The sequence below is a fragment of the Dermabacter sp. HFH0086 genome (assembly GCF_000413375.1).
In the GTDB taxonomy this organism is placed as follows: domain Bacteria; phylum Actinomycetota; class Actinomycetes; order Actinomycetales; family Dermabacteraceae; genus Dermabacter; species Dermabacter hominis.
The window spans coordinates 878609-895267 of sequence record NZ_KE340308.1 but is presented as its reverse complement, the minus strand read 5'-3'; the positions used below and the strand labels follow the sequence as shown (position 1 = coordinate 895267).

Sequence of the window (16659 nt, the reverse complement as noted above, 5' to 3'; positions counted from 1 at the left end):
GGAGCCGCACGAGTCCAATGGCATGATTCCGTCGGAGCGTAGCAACACTTGAGCACAGACTCGGTGGCCAGACAGGCAGGGGCCGCTCCAGGACAAGATGCCGGCGAAGCTTCGGGCACCGGCTCCTGACTATCGCCTCACCTACAAAGCATCTAACACCGGCGAAAAGGTGGAGCAATCAGCTTTTCTCCTCGATGCCCTCGATCGACGGATAAGTTCAGTGACTAAGCGAGCGAGAGCGCTCAGCTAGCTGACTCTCTTCACCATGCGGGCAGCGCGATCGGTAAACACACGGATGATGCAAGCATTCGCATGAAGGCAAAAGAAAACCCCGAACCTTAGCTCAGGGGTATTGGCTCCAAAAATTCGGGCGTTAAATGTGGGGAGCCCCGACCCTAGCGGCCGGGGCTCCACCCTCAAAGAATAGTTCGGCGGTGTCCTACTCTCCCACACCCTCCCGAGTGCAGTACCATCGGCGCAACTGGGCTTAGCTACCGGGTTCGGAATGGAACCGGGCGTTTCCCCAACGCTATGACCACCGAAACAACCAAAACCCTCCCCACAAACAAGCAGGGGGTGTGGAATGTCAACCACACAGTGAACGCGAACACACAAACAAAGCAAACAAGAGTGCAAGTAAGTCATCGGCCAATTAGTACCAGTCAGCTCCACACGTTACCGCGCTTCCACATCTGGCCTATCAACCCCGTCATCTACAGGGGACCTCCCACACAAAAAATGTACGGATATCTCATCTCGAAGCAGGCTTCCCGCTTAGATGCTTTCAGCGGTTATCCCTTCCCAACGTAGCCAACCAGCCATGCCCTTGGCAGAACAACTGGCACACCAGAGGTTAGTCCATCCCGGTCCTCTCGTACTAGGGACAGGCCTTCTCAAATATCCAACGCGCGCAGCGGATAGGGACCGAACTGTCTCACGACGTTCTAAACCCAGCTCGCGTACCGCTTTAATAGGCGAACAGCCTAACCCTTGGGACCAACTCCAGCCCCAGGATGCGACGAGCCGACATCGAGGTGCCAAACCATGCCGTCGATATGAGCTCTTGGGCAAGATCAGCCTGTTATCCCCGGGGTACCTTTTATCCGTTGAGCGACACCCATTCCACAATGAGGTGCCGGGTCACTAGTTCCAGCTTTCGCTCCTGCCCGACATGTCTGTCTCGCAGTCAAGCTCCCTTGTGCACTTACACTCAACACCTGATTGCCAACCAGGCTGAGGGAACCTTTGAGCGCCTCCGTTACTCTTTAGGAGGCAACCGCCCCAGTTAAACTACCCATCAGGCACTGTCCCTGAACCAGATCATGGTTCGAAGTGAGGAATCCAAAACGACCAGAGTGGTATTTCACCAACGACTCCACCAACACTAGCGTGCCAGCTTCTCAGTCTCCCACCTATCCTACACAAGCCGTTCCGAACACCAATACCAAACTATAGTAAAGGTCCCGGGGTCTTTCCGTCCTGCTGCGCGTAACGAGCATCTTTACTCGTAATGCAATTTCGCCGAGTTCGCGGTTGAGACAGTGGAGAAGTCGTTACGCCATTCGTGCAGGTCGGAACTTACCCGACAAGGAATTTCGCTACCTTAGGATGGTTATAGTTACCACCGCCGTTTACTGGGGCTTAAATTCTCAGCTTCGCCCACAAGGGGCTAACCAGTCCTCTTAACCTTCCAGCACCGGGCAGGCGTCAGTCCGTATACAGCGACTTACGTCTTCGCACGGACCTGTGTTTTTAGTAAACAGTCGCTTCTCCCTGGTCTCTGCGGCCATCAGTGCTCTCACACCTCAGGCCCCCCTTCTCCCGAAGTTACGGGGGCATTTTGCCGAGTTCCTTAACCACGATTCTCTCGAACTCCTTAGTATTCTCTACCTGATCACCTGAGTCGGTTTAGGGTACGGGCAATAGTGCTCGTCACGCCGGAACTTTTCTCGGCAGTCCAGGATCACCCACCTACCCCAATAAAGGGTCCTCATCACGACTCACCCACAAGAGCACAACATTACTCGCACTCGGGCTGCTCGCTTGAACGGGGACAACCATTACCCCGCGGAAGCTACCTCACTGCGTCATCCCACACGCTGACCTACTACGCACTTGGTTCCCAGCCTCACCACCAACAACCAACCCAAAGGGAAGGAAGCAGCAGCTCGGGTGGTTAGCATCACACGCCTCGGTATGGGTCCTCACACTATCGGTACGGGAATATCAACCCGTTATCCATCGACTACGCCTGTCGGCCTCGCCTTAGGTCCCGACTAACCCGGGGCGGATTAACCTAGCCCCGGAACCCTTGATCATTCGGAGGACGGGTTTCTCACCCGTCTTTCGCTACTCATGCCTGCATTCTCACTCGCATAGCCTCCACCACTGGGTTCCCCCGCAGCTTCACCGGCCACACGACGCTCCCCTACCCACCCCACACAAAATGGAGTGACACAGCTTCGGCGGTGTACTTGAGCCCCGCTACATTATCGGCGCAGAATCACTTGACCAGTGAGCTATTACGCACTCTTTCAAGGGTGGCTGCTTCTAAGCCAACCTCCTGGTTGTCTCAGCAACTCCACATCCTTTCCCACTTAGCACACGCTTAGGGGCCTTAGCTGATGTTCTGGGCTGTTTCCCTCTCGACCATGAAGCTTATCCCCCACAGTCTCACTGCTACGCTCTCACGTACCGGCATTCGGAGTTTGGCTAAGGTCAGTAACCCGGTGGGGCCCATCGCCTATCCAGTGCTCTACCTCCAGCACGAAACACGCAACGCTGCACCTAAATGCATTTCGGGGAGAACCAGCTATCACGAAGTTTGATTGGCCTTTCACCCCTATCCACAGGTCATCCCCTCCATTTTCAACTGAAGTGGGTTCGCGCCTCCACACGGTCTTACCCGCGCTTCACACTGCCCATGGATAGATCACTTCGCTTCGGGTCTAGAGCCGGCGACTCAACGCCCCATTCAGACTCGCTTTCGCTACGGCTACCCCACACAGGTTAACCTCGCCACCGACCACTAACTCGCAGGCTCATTTTTCAATAGGCACGCCGTCACCCCTCAAGGCTCCGACGGATTGTAAGCACACGGTTTCAGGTACTCTTTCACTCCCCTCCCGGGGTACTTTTCACCTTTCCCTCACGGTACTAGTCCGCTATCGGTCACAAGGAAGTATTTAGGCTTACCAGGTGGTCCTGGCAGATTCACACCGGATTCCACGAGCCCGGCCCTACTCGGGGCAACACCACGCCTGGCCATGCAGTTTCAGCTACGGGACTCACACCCACTATGGCGCCCCACTCACAAGGCTTCACCTACCACACACCACGACGCCACAACACCGGTAGATATTGTGTAAATGCACCCCACAACCCCACACCAGCAACCCCTACCGAGTCTCACACCAGCATGGTTTAGCCTCCTACGCTTTCGCTCGCCACTACTCACGCAATCACTATTGTTTTCTCTTCCTAAGGGTACTGAGATGTTTCACTTCCCCTCGTTCCCCCCACACCACCTATACATTCAGCGGCGGGTACCACGACTCACGTCGCGGCGGGTTTCCCCATTCGGACATCCCCGGATCACAGGTCGGTTGTCACCTCCCCGAGGCTTATCGCAGACTCCCACGTCCTTCATCGGCTCCTTGTGCCCAGGCATCCACCGTATGCTCTAAGTAACTTAGAAACACTCAAAAATGAACACATAGACCAAAAACATTGAACTATCTGTAACAAAAAATTGCTTACAAGATGCTCGCGTCCACTATGCAGTTGACAAACAACACCCCCACACCCACCACCACCAACCACAGTCAGCAGCAACAGGAAGGGACAAGACCAAAACGCTCACGCGTGCAGCCTCACACCCCAATAGTGTGCCCACAACAAGCAACCCCCAACCGCACTCTTTCCAACCCCACAACAGGGCGTACTCAAACACAACCAGAAAGCCACTCATCTTTTATTGATGTTCCACCCAGCCCCATACGCGCTGCACACACACGGCGCAGAACACGCACACCACAAAAAGCGGTGCAGGGCAAAAGTAAACTCCTTAGAAAGGAGGTGATCCAGCCGCACCTTCCGGTACGGCTACCTTGTTACGACTTAGTCCCAATCACCGATCCCACCTTCGACGACTCCCCGCATAAAGCTTGGGCCATCGGCTTCGGGTGTTACCGACTTTCGTGACTTGACGGGCGGTGTGTACAAGGCCCGGGAACGTATTCACCGCAGCATTGCTGATCTGCGATTACTAGCGACTCCGACTTCATAGGGTCGAGTTGCAGACCCCAATCCGAACTGAGACCGGCTTTTTGGGATTAGCTCCACCTCACAGTATCGCAACCCATTGTACCGACCATTGTAGCACGCGTGAAGCCCAAGACATAAGGGGCATGATGATTTGACGTCGTCCCCACCTTCCTCCGAGTTGACCCCGGCAGTCTCCCATGAGTCCCCACCCGAAGTGCTGGCAACATGGAACGAGGGTTGCGCTCGTTGCGGGACTTAACCCAACATCTCACGACACGAGCTGACGACAACCATGCACCACCTGTGCACCAGTCCAAAGAAAACCACATCTCTGCAGCGATCCAGTGCATGTCAAGCCTTGGTAAGGTTCTTCGCGTTGCATCGAATTAATCCGCATGCTCCGCCGCTTGTGCGGGCCCCCGTCAATTCCTTTGAGTTTTAGCCTTGCGGCCGTACTCCCCAGGCGGGGCACTTAATGCGTTAGCTACGGCGCGGAAAACGTGGAATGCTCCCCACACCTAGTGCCCAACGTTTACGGCATGGACTACCAGGGTATCTAATCCTGTTCGCTCCCCATGCTTTCGCTTCTCAGTGTCAGTAACGGCCCAGAGACCTGCCTTCGCCATCGGTGTTCCTCCTGATATCTGCGCATTTCACCGCTACACCAGGAATTCCAGTCTCCCCTACCGCACTCTAGCCTGCCCGTACCCACCGCACGCCCAGAGTTAAGCCCTGGGTTTTCACGGCAGACGCGACAAGCCACCTACAAGCCCTTTACGCCCAATAATTCCGGACAACGCTTGCGCCCTACGTATTACCGCGGCTGCTGGCACGTAGTTAGCCGGCGCTTCTTCTGCAAGTACCGTCACTTTCGCTTCTTCCTTGCTGAAAGAGGTTTACAACCCGAAGGCCGTCATCCCCCACGCGGCGTCGCTGCATCAGGCTTTCGCCCATTGTGCAATATTCCCCACTGCTGCCTCCCGTAGGAGTCTGGGCCGTGTCTCAGTCCCAGTGTGGCCGGTCGCCCTCTCAGGCCGGCTACCCGTCATCGCCTTGGTGAGCCACTACCTCACCAACAAACTGATAGGCCGCGAGCCCATCCCCCACCGAAAAACTTTCCACCACAACCCATGCGGGCCAAGGTCATATCCAGTATTAGCCCCGATTTCTCGGAGTTATCCCAAAGTGGAGGGCAGGTTACTCACGTGTTACTCACCCGTTCGCCACTAATCCACTGTGCAAGCACAGCTTCATCGTTCGACTTGCATGTGTTAAGCACGCCGCCAGCGTTCGTCCTGAGCCAGGATCAAACTCTCCATTAAAAAACAGAAAAATCTAAACCCAGCAGAAACAAACAATCAACATTACGCTGACCATCCAGAAATTGAACAAGAAATTCAATGTTCCTGCCAAAAAAAATTGGCATCAATAAACAGACACACTATTGAGATATCAAACAACACACGCACCCAAACACCCACACTCACACGAGCACTTCGTTTTGGAGCAACCCCTACAACTTACCGAACCAGACCCACCCCGTCAAATCCACGCCGCGTGATCCGCAACACGAACAAGAGCGAAAGCCCAGCCCAACAACCAAGAAACACCACACGCACCCACCAGCAACAACCAGCAAGCACCCGCCACATTCCTCCGGGGCAACGAGGAAAAACACTACGCCCCACACCACCCCTACGCAAACCACACACCCCAACTCGTGGCCCACACCATAAAACAACCCAAAAAGCCGCTCATTTGACTCGGTTTTAGGGCCTTAGGTCACATAAAAGACGGGGACTACGAGCCGGCCGCCCGTAGTCCCCGCGGGTTTACGAAGGGGTTCTTCGTCGCTACGCCTTCTTCTCGTTGGCCGCGCCCGGAAGGTTCACCTCGGCGATGTCACTTGCCAGGCGGCCACGGAAGTCCTCCCCCGTGGCGTAGGACGTCTGAGTGCCGTGCCGCGTCACGGAGTCGGAGGCATACAGGCGCGCCATGCGCATGGCATATTCGATGTCTCCGGTTTCAACCCAGTAGTGGGAGAAGCACCCGATGAATGCATCACCCGCACCCGTGGTGTCGACTGCACCAACCGCACGCCCGTCAACGTAGGTCGAGCCGCCCTCGTGCACCCACACGGCACCCTTTCGGCCGAGGGTCACGATCACGTTGCGAATACCGACGTTGAGGAGCACCTGAGCAGCCTTCAGCACATCGTCCATGTCGTCGACGGGCATACCTGACAGGAGCGAAAGCTCCGTTTCGTTCGGCACGACGAACTCGGCCCCACGGATCTTGTCGAGGCGCAGCTCGGGGGATGCCGGTGCGGGGTTGACGAGAACGGGGATTCCGAGTTCGTTACCGAGCTCGATCGTGGAGTACACGGTCTCCAGCTCGATCTCGAGCTGAAGCATGATGAGGCTGCACTTCGCAATGTCCTCGCGTGCATTCTCCACGTCTTGCGGGGTCAGGTGCGCGTTCGCCCCTTTGACGATGATGATCGAGTTTTTCGAATCAGGATCAACGAAGATTGGGGCCACGCCACTCGTCGCCTCGGTCGTGAGCACGTGGGTGGTGTCGATGCCGTTGTCCTGGAAATTCCGGATCGTGTTCTCGGCAAAGATGTCGTTGCCGACCCTCGTCACCATGGTGACGTTCGAGCCGAGCCGCGAGCACGCAACGGCTTGATTGGCACCTTTACCGCCGCACCCCATTGTGAAGTTCGGGGCTTCGACGGTTTCGCCCTCGGCAGGCATGCGGTCGATGTACGAGATGAGGTCAACCATGTTCGACCCCACGACAGCGATGCTCACGACAGTTCTCCTTCGTCAAGTGTTTCGTTCTCGGCAAGTAGCCCGGTCCTCACGCAGAATTCGCGCGTTTGTCCGGCTTCCAGTTGGATGAGCGTCCCCTGGGCCTGTGCCGCCTTGAAGCCTTCCGGGCGAGACGTGCCGGGGAGCACGAAGGCGGCGACCTTCTGATCAGGATTATGGAGGATCCACCGCGTGGCCGTGGAAAACTCCTCGCTCGAAAATTCCGTCGCGAACCGAGGCCCGGAGGGCAATGCCAGTTCGCAGTACACACGTTCGCCGTATTGCGCGAGGTCGTCAGCGAAGTACACGATCTCTGGATCGAAGGCTTCGGCGCCGTGCAAGGAGTCTGCGTCGACGTCCCCTCGCGTGATGCTGGCGTTAATGGCCTCCCATGCCGGGGTCGGTGTCACGTGTGCGGGAACCGTGGACCTCAGCTTGAAGGCGCCCTCGGGGAGGTTTTGCGACATCTGCCCCTCCGGCACGAAGGCGTAGTTCATGTGGCACATGTACTGGAGAGGCATCGGTTGGTACGCAGACAGGTTCGTGACAGCCATGCCGATGTCGAAGATCGCGCTGTCCTTTCGCAGTGTCACGCGAGGCTCCGCCCGGTAGTGATGCCCAAAACCTTTGACGTATTCGCCGACGGAGACGAGCGAGAGAGCGTCGTCGTCAATGTCCAGGCGGGCACTCGCCATCGGCAGGCACGGGAATTCTCCGTGCAGCGGATGGTCGTCCTCGGGGCTCGGGCACCCGTTAGCGAGCAGGCCGGAGTGGAAAGCGAAGCACCCGTAGGTGTCCACGATCTCGCGTGCCGGCATGGGCTGCTCGAACATGTTGGTCATCGTGAGGTCGATGCCGTCGAACTCGGCTCCCCAGATGATCTGGCCCATGAACGGCAGGATCTCCAGCGAGCCTCGCGAGTTTCGAAGGGTGATGGAGGCGATGCCGTTCGGGTAGCGGAATGCTTCTACGGTGAACGACTCGTTCGCGCAGAGGGTGTGCGGACTCTGCGGAAACTGCGCCTCGCTGAGCGGGATTGTCAGGGTCATTTCGTTGCCTCCGTCGTGAGCGATTCCTTGTGGGAAGACCTGTACTGCGCAACAAAGTAGATGAAGATCGCGAGGAAGCACACGAAGTTCACGATGAAGCTGAAGCGCATCGAGCCCGTCGAATCGGAAATGAAGCCCTGGACGACGGGAATGACCGCGCCGCCGATGATCGACATGACGATGATGGCGCCGCCCGTTTCGGTGAAGCGCTTGTCTTTGATCGTGTCGAGGTTACGTGCGTAGATCGTTGCCCAGCCCGGACCGAGGAGTGCGGAGGCGACGATCGCCGCGTAGACGCTCGTGAAGTTCGGCGCGAGAACGATGTAGAGGATCGTGATCATGCCGAGGCCCGAGTAGATGAGCAGCACGACGTCCTCGTTAATCTTGGTCATGAGAACGTTGGCGATGATCTTGCCGATGAAGAAGGCGATAAACGTGGCGATCAAATAGTTCGCGGCGGTCTTCTCATTGAGCGAGTGGTCGAGATTGAGCGCGAGTCGAATCGTAAACGACCACAGAGCGGTCTGCATGCCAACGTAGAAGAACTGGGTGATGATGCCGCCGATGAACATCTTGTTCTTCACCAGGTAGGCGAGTGTTTCGCCGATGGAAGCTTCGGCCTCTTTCGCGTCGCTATTGAGCGGTTTGCAGTGCGGGTACTGCGTGATCGCAATAAGCACGACGAGGACGACGAGGATCGCGAGGATGATCTTGTAGGGGCCGAGGGTTCGACCGAGTGCGGCTTCGGTGATCTCCATACGCGCGGCTTCGGAGCCTGCGGCGGCGATGCGGTTGTGGAGAGCATCTCCGTCTTCAAAGACGAGGAACTTGCCCATGACGGCGCCCGACAGGAACCCCAGCGCGGTGAAGGTCTGGGAGATGTTCAGGCGAAGCGTCGCGTGTTTTCTATCGCCGATGAGCGAGGAATAGGTGTTGGCGGACGTCTCCAGGAAGGAAAGGCCGATGGCGATCGCGAACAGCGAGGCAAGGAACACGGTGTATGTCGCCATCGTCGACGCGGGGAAGAAGAGCATGCAACCCGCGATGTACACCGTGAGGCCGATGAGGAGGCCGGTCTTGTACGAGGTGCGTCGAATGACGCGAGAAGCGGGAATCGCGATGACAAAGTAGCCGCCGTAGAACGCCGACTGCACGAATGCCGAGGCAACGTCCGAAAGGTCGAAGACGGCTTTGAATTGCGTGATCAGGATGTCGTTCATGCTTGCCGCGGCGCCCCACATGGGGAAGCAGATCGACAGCAGAATGAATTGGAAGATTGGGGTTTTCGTCAGATACCCGTCGCGCAGCTGTCGGGTCGGATCTTTGATGAGCCCCCAGCTCGTGTTAGGAATCCCCTGGTCGACGTTTGTCGTCTGTGGTGAAGTCATCGGTGACCTCCTCTTTCGTCAATTGTGGTGTGTTAGTTGCCCTGCGCGGTCAGGAGAGCGGCGCCTGCGGAGGATCCGATGCGTGTTGCGCCCGCGGCGACCATCGCGTCGAGGTCTGCCGCTGTGCGAATGCCGCCTGAGGCCTTGACGCCCATGTCGGGTCCGACGGTCTCGCGCATGAGTTGAACCGCGTGGGTGGTTGCTCCCCCGCCCGCGAATCCCGTTGAGGTCTTGACGAAGTCGGCGCCGGCAGCGCGCGCGGCGACGCACGCCGCGACGATCTCGTCGTCCTCGAGGACGCATGTTTCAAGGATGACTTTGACGATTCGCCCCTGAGCCGCCTCGACGACTGCGCGAATGTCGTTCTCGACCGCGGCCCAGTCGTGGGCTTTTGCGGATGCGAGGTTCATGACCATGTCGATCTCGTCAGCCCCGTCGTCGACTGCGGTGCGAGTTTCGTAGGCCTTCACGGCGCTCGTGTGAGCGCCCGAGGGGAAGCCAACGACTGTGCACACGTGCACGTCACTCCCCTCGACCAGGCTCGCTGCTTGTGCAACGTAGGTGGGGCTCACGCATACCGAATAGAAGCGGTTATCGCGCGCATCGCGGCAGAGAGCCTCGATTTCGTCAGGCGTTGCCGTGGGGGCCAGGAGAGTGTGGTCCACAATCTGGTTCGGTGTAGTCATGCTCACTCCTTTGTGTGAAGAGAGCACTAGGTTAGGGACGCGCGCGCACCGTTCGGGAGGCTGAATTGGCACATTTGTGCCATTAAGGCTCGGCGATTGGCGAATCTGCGCGGGTTCGCTGACGGTCCTCGCTCATGCGCACAAGATCGTGTGCCGTGTCGACGTCGGTCACGAGGTGGTTCGCGTACCTGTTGGCGAGGATCGCATCCATGGCGGCAACCTTGTCAGGCCCACAGGCCACGAGGACTTTCTGCTCGACGTTGCGGAGCGTTGCTAGCGGGAGACCCGAGGTTCGCTGATTGACGATCGGCTCGCATATCCGCGCATCGGCATCGATGAAGTGGCCGCATATGTGCCCAACGGACGTGCACTCGATCCGCGCACGTTCGTCTTCACTCAGCGTGTCCGGCTGGCGCGCCATGAGTGCGTGCGCGCTGCTGGTGCTAAACACGGTGATGCGGCACGCGTTCTGGGCGGCGCGCACCGCCCTCGCCTCGGGGGTGCGCTCACTCTCGAGCTTGTCACTGAGGCTCGAGTAAATGTGCGGGGTGCGCGCGGCCACGGTCTCCCACCCGAGCTCCCGTTCAATGTGCTCGCGGGCGGATTCCCACGCCGCGAGGTCGTGCGCCGAATCGTCGCTGCCGTTGAGCCCCACGATTCTCACGCCCCGGGTTGCCGTGCGCCGGAACCCGCGCGCAACTTCGCACGTCGTCTGCGACCACCACATCCCGAGAGTGTCGGAGACCTGCACGAGCCCTTCGAGGAGTTCGGCACCCGCGACACCGAGTGCATGGCGTTTATCCATGGGACCGCGGCCCACCGGCACCACGAGGCGCAGGCTCGAGAGATCGTAGGCGGCGTTGAGCGCTCCGTACAGTTCCGTGTCCATTTCCCTTGGATCTCGAATCACCGTACGAACGAGCCCCTTGCGTCGGGCAGTCGAGAGAAGCTTCGACACGGTCGCGCGATTAACGAAAAGACGCTCGGCGACTTCGGCTTGCGAAAGTCCCGAATAGTAGAGCTTGGCCGCATCGAGGGCGAGTCGATCCCTCACGGTCAAACCGTGACGATCGGTTCTGGCCATTTCTCGCCACCTCGTTGTCGCGCACGAGCCGCCGCTCGCACTCCGGGCCGGAAGAACAAACGAGCCGCAACCCCAAAGCTTGAGGCTACGGCTCGTTTTCGTGGCGGTAGCGGCGGGATTTGAACCCGCGGTACGGGGTTGCCGTACACAACATTTCGAGTGTTGCACCTTCGGCCGCTCGGACACGCTACCGCGAAACACTTTACCGATTCGTCGCCTGGCGTCAAAGTTGAGGCTACCTGGTGGGAGGCAGGTCACGTGACAGGCGGGAGAAACGACTCGCGAAGCGGACACCGAAGGAGCACGAGCGCAAGGCCCTCGGTACGCAGCTCGGAACGCGCAGGTCCGACGGCTGAGGCCCCTATAAGGTTGTGCCTATGACTGACAACACTTTCATGAAGCCGCCGGTACCGGCGAAGAAGCCCATCGAGCGCACGCATCACGGCGACACGGTCGTCGATAACTTTGACTGGCTGCGCGACAAGGAAAACCAGGAGGTCCTCGACCATCTGAACGCCGAAAACGCCTACGCTGATCAGATCCTCGAGCCGCTTCACCCGCTCCGCGATCAGATCGTCGCGGAGATCAAGAACCACACGCAGGAGACCGATAGCTCGGTTCCGTTTCGCGATGGGGACTACTGGTACATCTCGCGCACGCGAGAGGGCGACAACTACCCGCGCTTTAGCCGCATCGCCCTCGCGGATAGCCCCGAGCGTCCCGTCATCGATGCCGAAAACGACGAACTGCTTCCCGGCGAGCACGTGTATCTCGATGCACAAGCACTCTCGGAGGGCACGGAGTTTTTCCAGCTCGGCGGCATCACCCTCAACGACGAATCGAACCGCCTCGCCTACAGCGTGGATACTTCTGGCGGCGAGGTGTATGCGCTTCGCATCGTGGACCTCGCTTCGGGCGACGTGATCGACGATTCCGTCAAGGACGTTGCCTACGGTCTCGCGTTCTCCCTCGACGGCTCGGAAATCGTCTACGCCAAGAATGATGAAGCCTGGCGTCAGTGTGAAATCTGGGTCCACGAGATTGGCAAGCCAGCGTCGGAAGACCGCCTTCTTTTCCGCGAGGACGACGAGAAATTCACCACCTACGCGGGCGCGAGCCGCAACCGCAAGGCTCTCATCATCGAGACGGCCTCACGCGTCACCGGCGAGGCCCTCGTGACCTCCCTTGAAAGCCCGATTCAGGAACCGCGCTCGGTCGCGGGTCGCGTCGAAGGCGTCGAGTACTCGGTCGAGCACGCGGACGATCACTACCTCGTCATTCACAACCGCGACCACAAGGGCTTCGCGCTTGCGCGCCAGGAGCTCGACGCGAGCGGCGCCGAGGCGCAAGAAACCTGGCGCGAGATCCTCGCCCCCGCAGAGGGCGAGCGCATCGAGGGGGCCGACGCTTTCGAGAGCCACGTGGCGATCACGATGCGCGCAGCGGGTCTCCCGACCGTCCGTGTACTGCAGCGCGATCAGGTGAGCGGCGATCAAAGTGCCGAGAGCAGCACGGGTTGGGACACTGCCTCCGCTTTTGACATTTCGCACGGCGGCGAACTCGATGCCGTCTACCTCGCGCACAATCGCAATTGGGACGAGGAGACGATCCGCTACACGCTCGACTCGATGCTCACGCCTACGACCGTCGCGCAGATTCCCGCATCGGGTGGCGAACCGGAGATCCTCAAGGAAACCCCTGTACCGAACTTCGATCGCACGAAGTACGTAGAAAAGCGCCTGTGGGCGACGGCCCACGACGGCACGAAGATCCCGATCTCGCTCATGGCACGCGCCGATATTGAGCCCGACGGCACGAACCCCGGCTTCCTCTACGGCTACGGAAGCTACGAGGTGCCGATCGATCCCACTTTCTCGGTGTTCTGGCTGAGCCTCATGGACCGCGGCGTGGTAGTCGCCATCGCGCACATCCGCGGCGGCGGCGAGATGGGCCGTGAGTGGTACGAGAACGGCAAGAAGCTCGCAAAGAAGAACACGTTCAGTGATTTCGTGGAATCCGCACAGTTCCTCGCGAGCGAAGGGTGGTTCGACAAGAACCGCATCGCCGCGGAAGGACGCAGCGCGGGCGGCTTGCTCATGGGCGCGATAACGAACCTCTCCCCCGAAACGTTCCGCGTGGTTCTCGCGGGCGTGCCGTTCGTGGACGCTCTCACGACAATCCTCGACCCGAGCCTCCCCCTCACCGTCGGCGAGTGGGAAGAGTGGGGCAACCCGCTCGACGATCCCGAGGTGTACCAGTACATGAAGGAGTACTCGCCCTACGAGAACGTCGAGAGTGTGCAGTACCCGGCCATCCTCGCGACAACGAGTCTCAACGACATCCGCGTGTTTTATGTCGAGCCCGCCAAGTGGGTGGCTCGCCTTCGCGAAGAGACCCGCAACTACGAGGGCGGCGAGGCGATTCCCGCTCACCCGGTTCTCTTCAAGTGCGAGATGGTTGCCGGCCACGGTGGCCGCTCGGGGCGCTACGCCCGGTGGGAGCAGCGCGCCGAGGAATACGCCTTCGTACTCGATCAGCTCGGGGCGACCGAACTGATCTAACGCCCTCTTAGAAAGCGGGGATGACGGAGCCGTCGGTGTAGGTCTTCTCGATGAAGGCCTTCACCTCGGCCGAGTGCAGGAGCTCTTCGAGCTTCTTGAGATGCTCGTTACCGTCATCCTCGCTTCGCCATACGAGGAGGTTCGCGTAGGGGCTGTCCTCGCCCGGCTCAAGGAAAAGCGAATCCTTGTTGGGCTTCAACCCCGCCTCGAGCGCGAAGTTTCCGTTGATGACACCCGCGGCGAAGTCGCCGAGCGAACGGGGAATCTGACCGCCCTCGAGCTCGGTGAACTTGAGGTTCTTGGGGTTCTCCTTGACATCCTCGGGCTTGACGAGTGCGTCCTCGGGGGCGTCACCGAGCGAGATGAGCCCCGCCGATTCGAGAAGCCTCAGGCCACGCGCGGTGTTCGCGGGATCGCTGTTGAGCGCGATCTCGCCGCCCTCGGCGATCTCCTCGACACTCTTCGCCTTCTCCGAGTACAGGCCAAGAGGTTCGATGTGCACGCCCTTGCCGGCCGTGAACTTGTAGCCGTTTTCTTCAATCTCGTTCTTGAGGAAGTTCGGGGTCTGGTAGAAGTTCGCGTCGGTGTCGCCCGCCTCGAGGTCCTTGTTCGGCAGGATGTAGTCGGTGTATTCGACGATCTCGATGTCGAGCCCAGCGTCTTTCGCGAGCTCATCCTTCACATACTGAAGAATCTCGGCGTGAGGGACGGGTGAGGCCCCGACCTTGAGCACGGAGTTGGCGCCCGATTCACCCTTCTCCCCACCGGTGCCCGGGGAGTTCGACACGCATGCGCTCAGCAAGCCAATGCCCGCGAGTCCGGCGGCGGAGGTGAGGAGGGTACGGCGGTTGAGGTTCGTCATGATGGTCTCCTTAGATGATCTCGTGTGGCACTAGCCTGCACCGGGCGACGTCCCTGGCGCGAGAAATGTGACGTTTCGTGACAACAACGTGCGTGGCGGGATCGGTAGAGCGGGTCCGACGTCGGACTGCCCCGCAGTGAACCCGCGTGCGCCTAGCCCTTAGCCCGGTGATCGACCGTCCGGGACGCCCAGTCCCCCACGACTTGAACGATCACGACGAGGATGACGAGGACGACGACGGTCGTGATCATGACCGTGTCGTTGTAGCTCAAGTACCCCTTGCGGAAGGCCAGGTCACCGAGGCCACCGGCGCCGACGGTGCCCGCCATCGCGGTGTAGCCGACCACGCCGATCGTTGTCGTGGTGATGCCGGCGATGATGCCGGGAAGCGCTTCGGCGAGCAGCACATGCCGGATCACCTGGAATCGGCTGGCTCCCATCATCTCGACTGCCTCGAGCTTGCCGGCCGGGATTTCCCTGAGCGCGGTTTCAACGAGTCGCGCGAGGAAGGGAACGGCGGCGATCGTGAGGGAGATGATGGCGGCGTTTGGCCCCGTTCCTCGCCCGACGATCGCCTTCGCGAGTGGCAGGAGGGCGATGATGAGGATGACGAAGGGGAAGCTGCGCAGCACGTTCACGATGAAGCCGAGCACCTGATAGGCGAGTCGGGCAACGCGGCCGTGGGCACGCGAGAGTTCAAAAAGGCCGATCCCCAGGGGAATGCCGATGACGATGCTCAGTGCCATGGTCCACGCGACCATGTAGATCGTGAGACCCGTGTTGATCCACAGCGAGTTATTCGTGCTCGTCGAGGTAAAGATCGGGTCGGAGAAAAACTCCTGGAACCACTGGGTCACGGCTGCACCTCCGCGGCGACGATGTTGTTGTCTGCGCAGTCCTTCACAAACTTGGCGAAGCCCGGCGCACTGATGGGACTGTTATCGGCATTGCGGAGCGCAAGCTGCACGCGGCCGATCTGCTGCCCCTGGATGGTTTCGATCGACGCGGCGACGACCTCGGCGAGGGCGTCGTGCTCCTCGGTGAAGCGCACGATGTCGTTCACGTTGTTGACGACCGGCGATTTTCCGTAGTCCAGGTTGACGATCTTCGCATCGACACCCGTGGGTGCCGGCGGGAGCGGAATGAGCTCTTTGGCGAGTCGGCCGAAGGGGTCGGAGGCGACGTCGAGGAGCGTGCCAGTCTGCACGATCGCGCCGTCCTCGAGGAGAGTCACGTGGTCGCAGATTTCGCGTACCGCGCTCATCTCGTGGGTGATGAGGAGGACCGTGATGCCGAGGCGGCGGTTGAGGTTCTTGATGAGCGCAAGAATCTGCCTGGTCGTTCCTGGATCGAGTGCGCTCGTGGGTTCGTCGCACAGCAGCACCTGGGGTCGTGCCGCGAGGCCGCGTGCGATACCGACGCGCTGAATCTGCCCGCCGGAGAGCTGAGATGGGTAGTTGTTTTCGCGGCCCTCGAGTCCCACGAGAGTGACGAGCTCCGCGACGCGTTCGCGAATCTCGGCGCGCGGCCAGCCGGCGATCTCGAGGGGGTGCGCGATATTGCGTGCGGCCGTGCGCGAATCCAGCAGGTTCGCGTGCTGAAAGACCATGCCGATCTTCCGTCGGGCCGTTCGCAGCTGAGGACCGTTGAGCGCGGCGATGTCGGTGTCGCCGATCCGAACGGTCCCGCTCGTGGGCTTTTCGAGCCCCGTGAGGCAGCGAATCAGCGTCGATTTACCAGCGCCGGAGCGGCCGACGATGCCGTGGATCTCGCCTTCGGCGACATTCAGTGAGATGCCGTCGAGGGCGCGAACCTCGGCACCGCCGGTTCCGGGGAAGACTTTCGTAAGGCCGTCAAGTGTGATCACGCGCTCCAGTATCCGTGAAACGCGGCACGAAGGCAGATGTCAGTTCATGAAAGGACACACAGTTCACACGTGCCGGCCTTGGC

9 protein-coding genes, 1 tRNA gene and 3 rRNA genes are annotated in these 16659 nt (G+C 59.7%); 1 reads left to right on the top strand and 12 read right to left on the bottom strand.

Translation table 11 applies throughout. From position 1 onward, the window contains the following. Positions 1–426: 426 nt before the first annotated feature. The 9 genes from rrf to HMPREF1484_RS03825 form a co-directional block, all read right to left on the bottom strand. Positions 427–543 (bottom strand): 5S ribosomal RNA (gene rrf / locus HMPREF1484_RS03865). Positions 544–632: 89 nt separating this feature from the next. Further along, positions 633–3697, bottom strand: a 23S ribosomal RNA gene (locus tag HMPREF1484_RS03860). Positions 3698–4070: 373 nt separating this feature from the next. Further along, a 16S ribosomal RNA gene (locus HMPREF1484_RS03855) occupies positions 4071–5588 on the bottom strand. The 16S, 23S and 5S rRNA genes sit together here, the layout of an rRNA operon. Positions 5589–6119: 531 nt before the next feature. Continuing rightward, positions 6120–7079 (bottom strand): ribokinase, encoded by a 960-nt coding sequence (gene rbsK, locus HMPREF1484_RS03850; protein WP_016663710.1) that lies wholly within the window; start codon positions 7077–7079, stop codon positions 6120–6122. Continuing rightward, positions 7076–8128, bottom strand: a complete 1053-nt coding sequence (locus HMPREF1484_RS03845) for an aldose 1-epimerase family protein (RefSeq protein WP_016663709.1) — start codon at positions 8126–8128, stop codon at positions 7076–7078. Before HMPREF1484_RS03845 ends, rbsK begins: the two co-directional genes overlap by 4 nt. Beyond that, on the bottom strand, positions 8125–9516 hold the full coding sequence (fucP, locus tag HMPREF1484_RS03840) for an L-fucose:H+ symporter permease (RefSeq protein ID WP_016663708.1): 1392 nt from the start codon (positions 9514–9516) through the stop codon (positions 8125–8127). Before fucP ends, HMPREF1484_RS03845 begins: the two co-directional genes overlap by 4 nt. A gap of 32 nt (positions 9517–9548) precedes the next feature. Then, positions 9549–10202, bottom strand: coding sequence for a deoxyribose-phosphate aldolase (deoC, locus tag HMPREF1484_RS03835; RefSeq protein ID WP_016663707.1), 654 nt, complete (start codon positions 10200–10202; stop codon positions 9549–9551). 82 nt (positions 10203–10284) lie between these two features. Beyond that, complete coding sequence (locus HMPREF1484_RS03830; protein ID WP_016663706.1) at positions 10285–11286, bottom strand: sugar-binding transcriptional regulator; 1002 nt, start codon at positions 11284–11286, stop codon at positions 10285–10287. Positions 11287–11387: 101 nt separating this feature from the next. Further along, positions 11388–11478 (bottom strand) — tRNA-Ser (locus HMPREF1484_RS03825). 185 nt (positions 11479–11663) lie between these two features. Here HMPREF1484_RS03825 and HMPREF1484_RS03820 point away from each other — a divergent pair. Beyond that, positions 11664–13847, top strand: coding sequence for a S9 family peptidase (locus HMPREF1484_RS03820; RefSeq protein WP_016663705.1), 2184 nt, complete (start codon positions 11664–11666; stop codon positions 13845–13847). 7 nt (positions 13848–13854) lie between these two features. On the opposite strand, the gene HMPREF1484_RS03815 is transcribed toward HMPREF1484_RS03820, so the two are convergent. The 3 genes from HMPREF1484_RS03815 to HMPREF1484_RS03805 form a co-directional block, all read right to left on the bottom strand. Continuing rightward, the gene (locus HMPREF1484_RS03815) at positions 13855–14709 is read right to left on the bottom strand and encodes a MetQ/NlpA family ABC transporter substrate-binding protein (protein WP_016663704.1); all 855 of its coding nucleotides are present in this window, start codon (positions 14707–14709) and stop codon (positions 13855–13857) included. A gap of 152 nt (positions 14710–14861) precedes the next feature. Further along, on the bottom strand, positions 14862–15566 hold the full coding sequence (locus tag HMPREF1484_RS03810; RefSeq protein WP_016663703.1) for a methionine ABC transporter permease: 705 nt from the start codon (positions 15564–15566) through the stop codon (positions 14862–14864). Next, entirely contained in the window at positions 15563–16576 is a 1014-nt protein-coding gene (locus tag HMPREF1484_RS03805) for a methionine ABC transporter ATP-binding protein (protein WP_016663702.1), read from the bottom strand. The genes HMPREF1484_RS03810 and HMPREF1484_RS03805 overlap by 4 nt, the downstream gene beginning before the upstream one ends. Between the last annotated feature and the right edge of the window lie 83 nt (positions 16577–16659).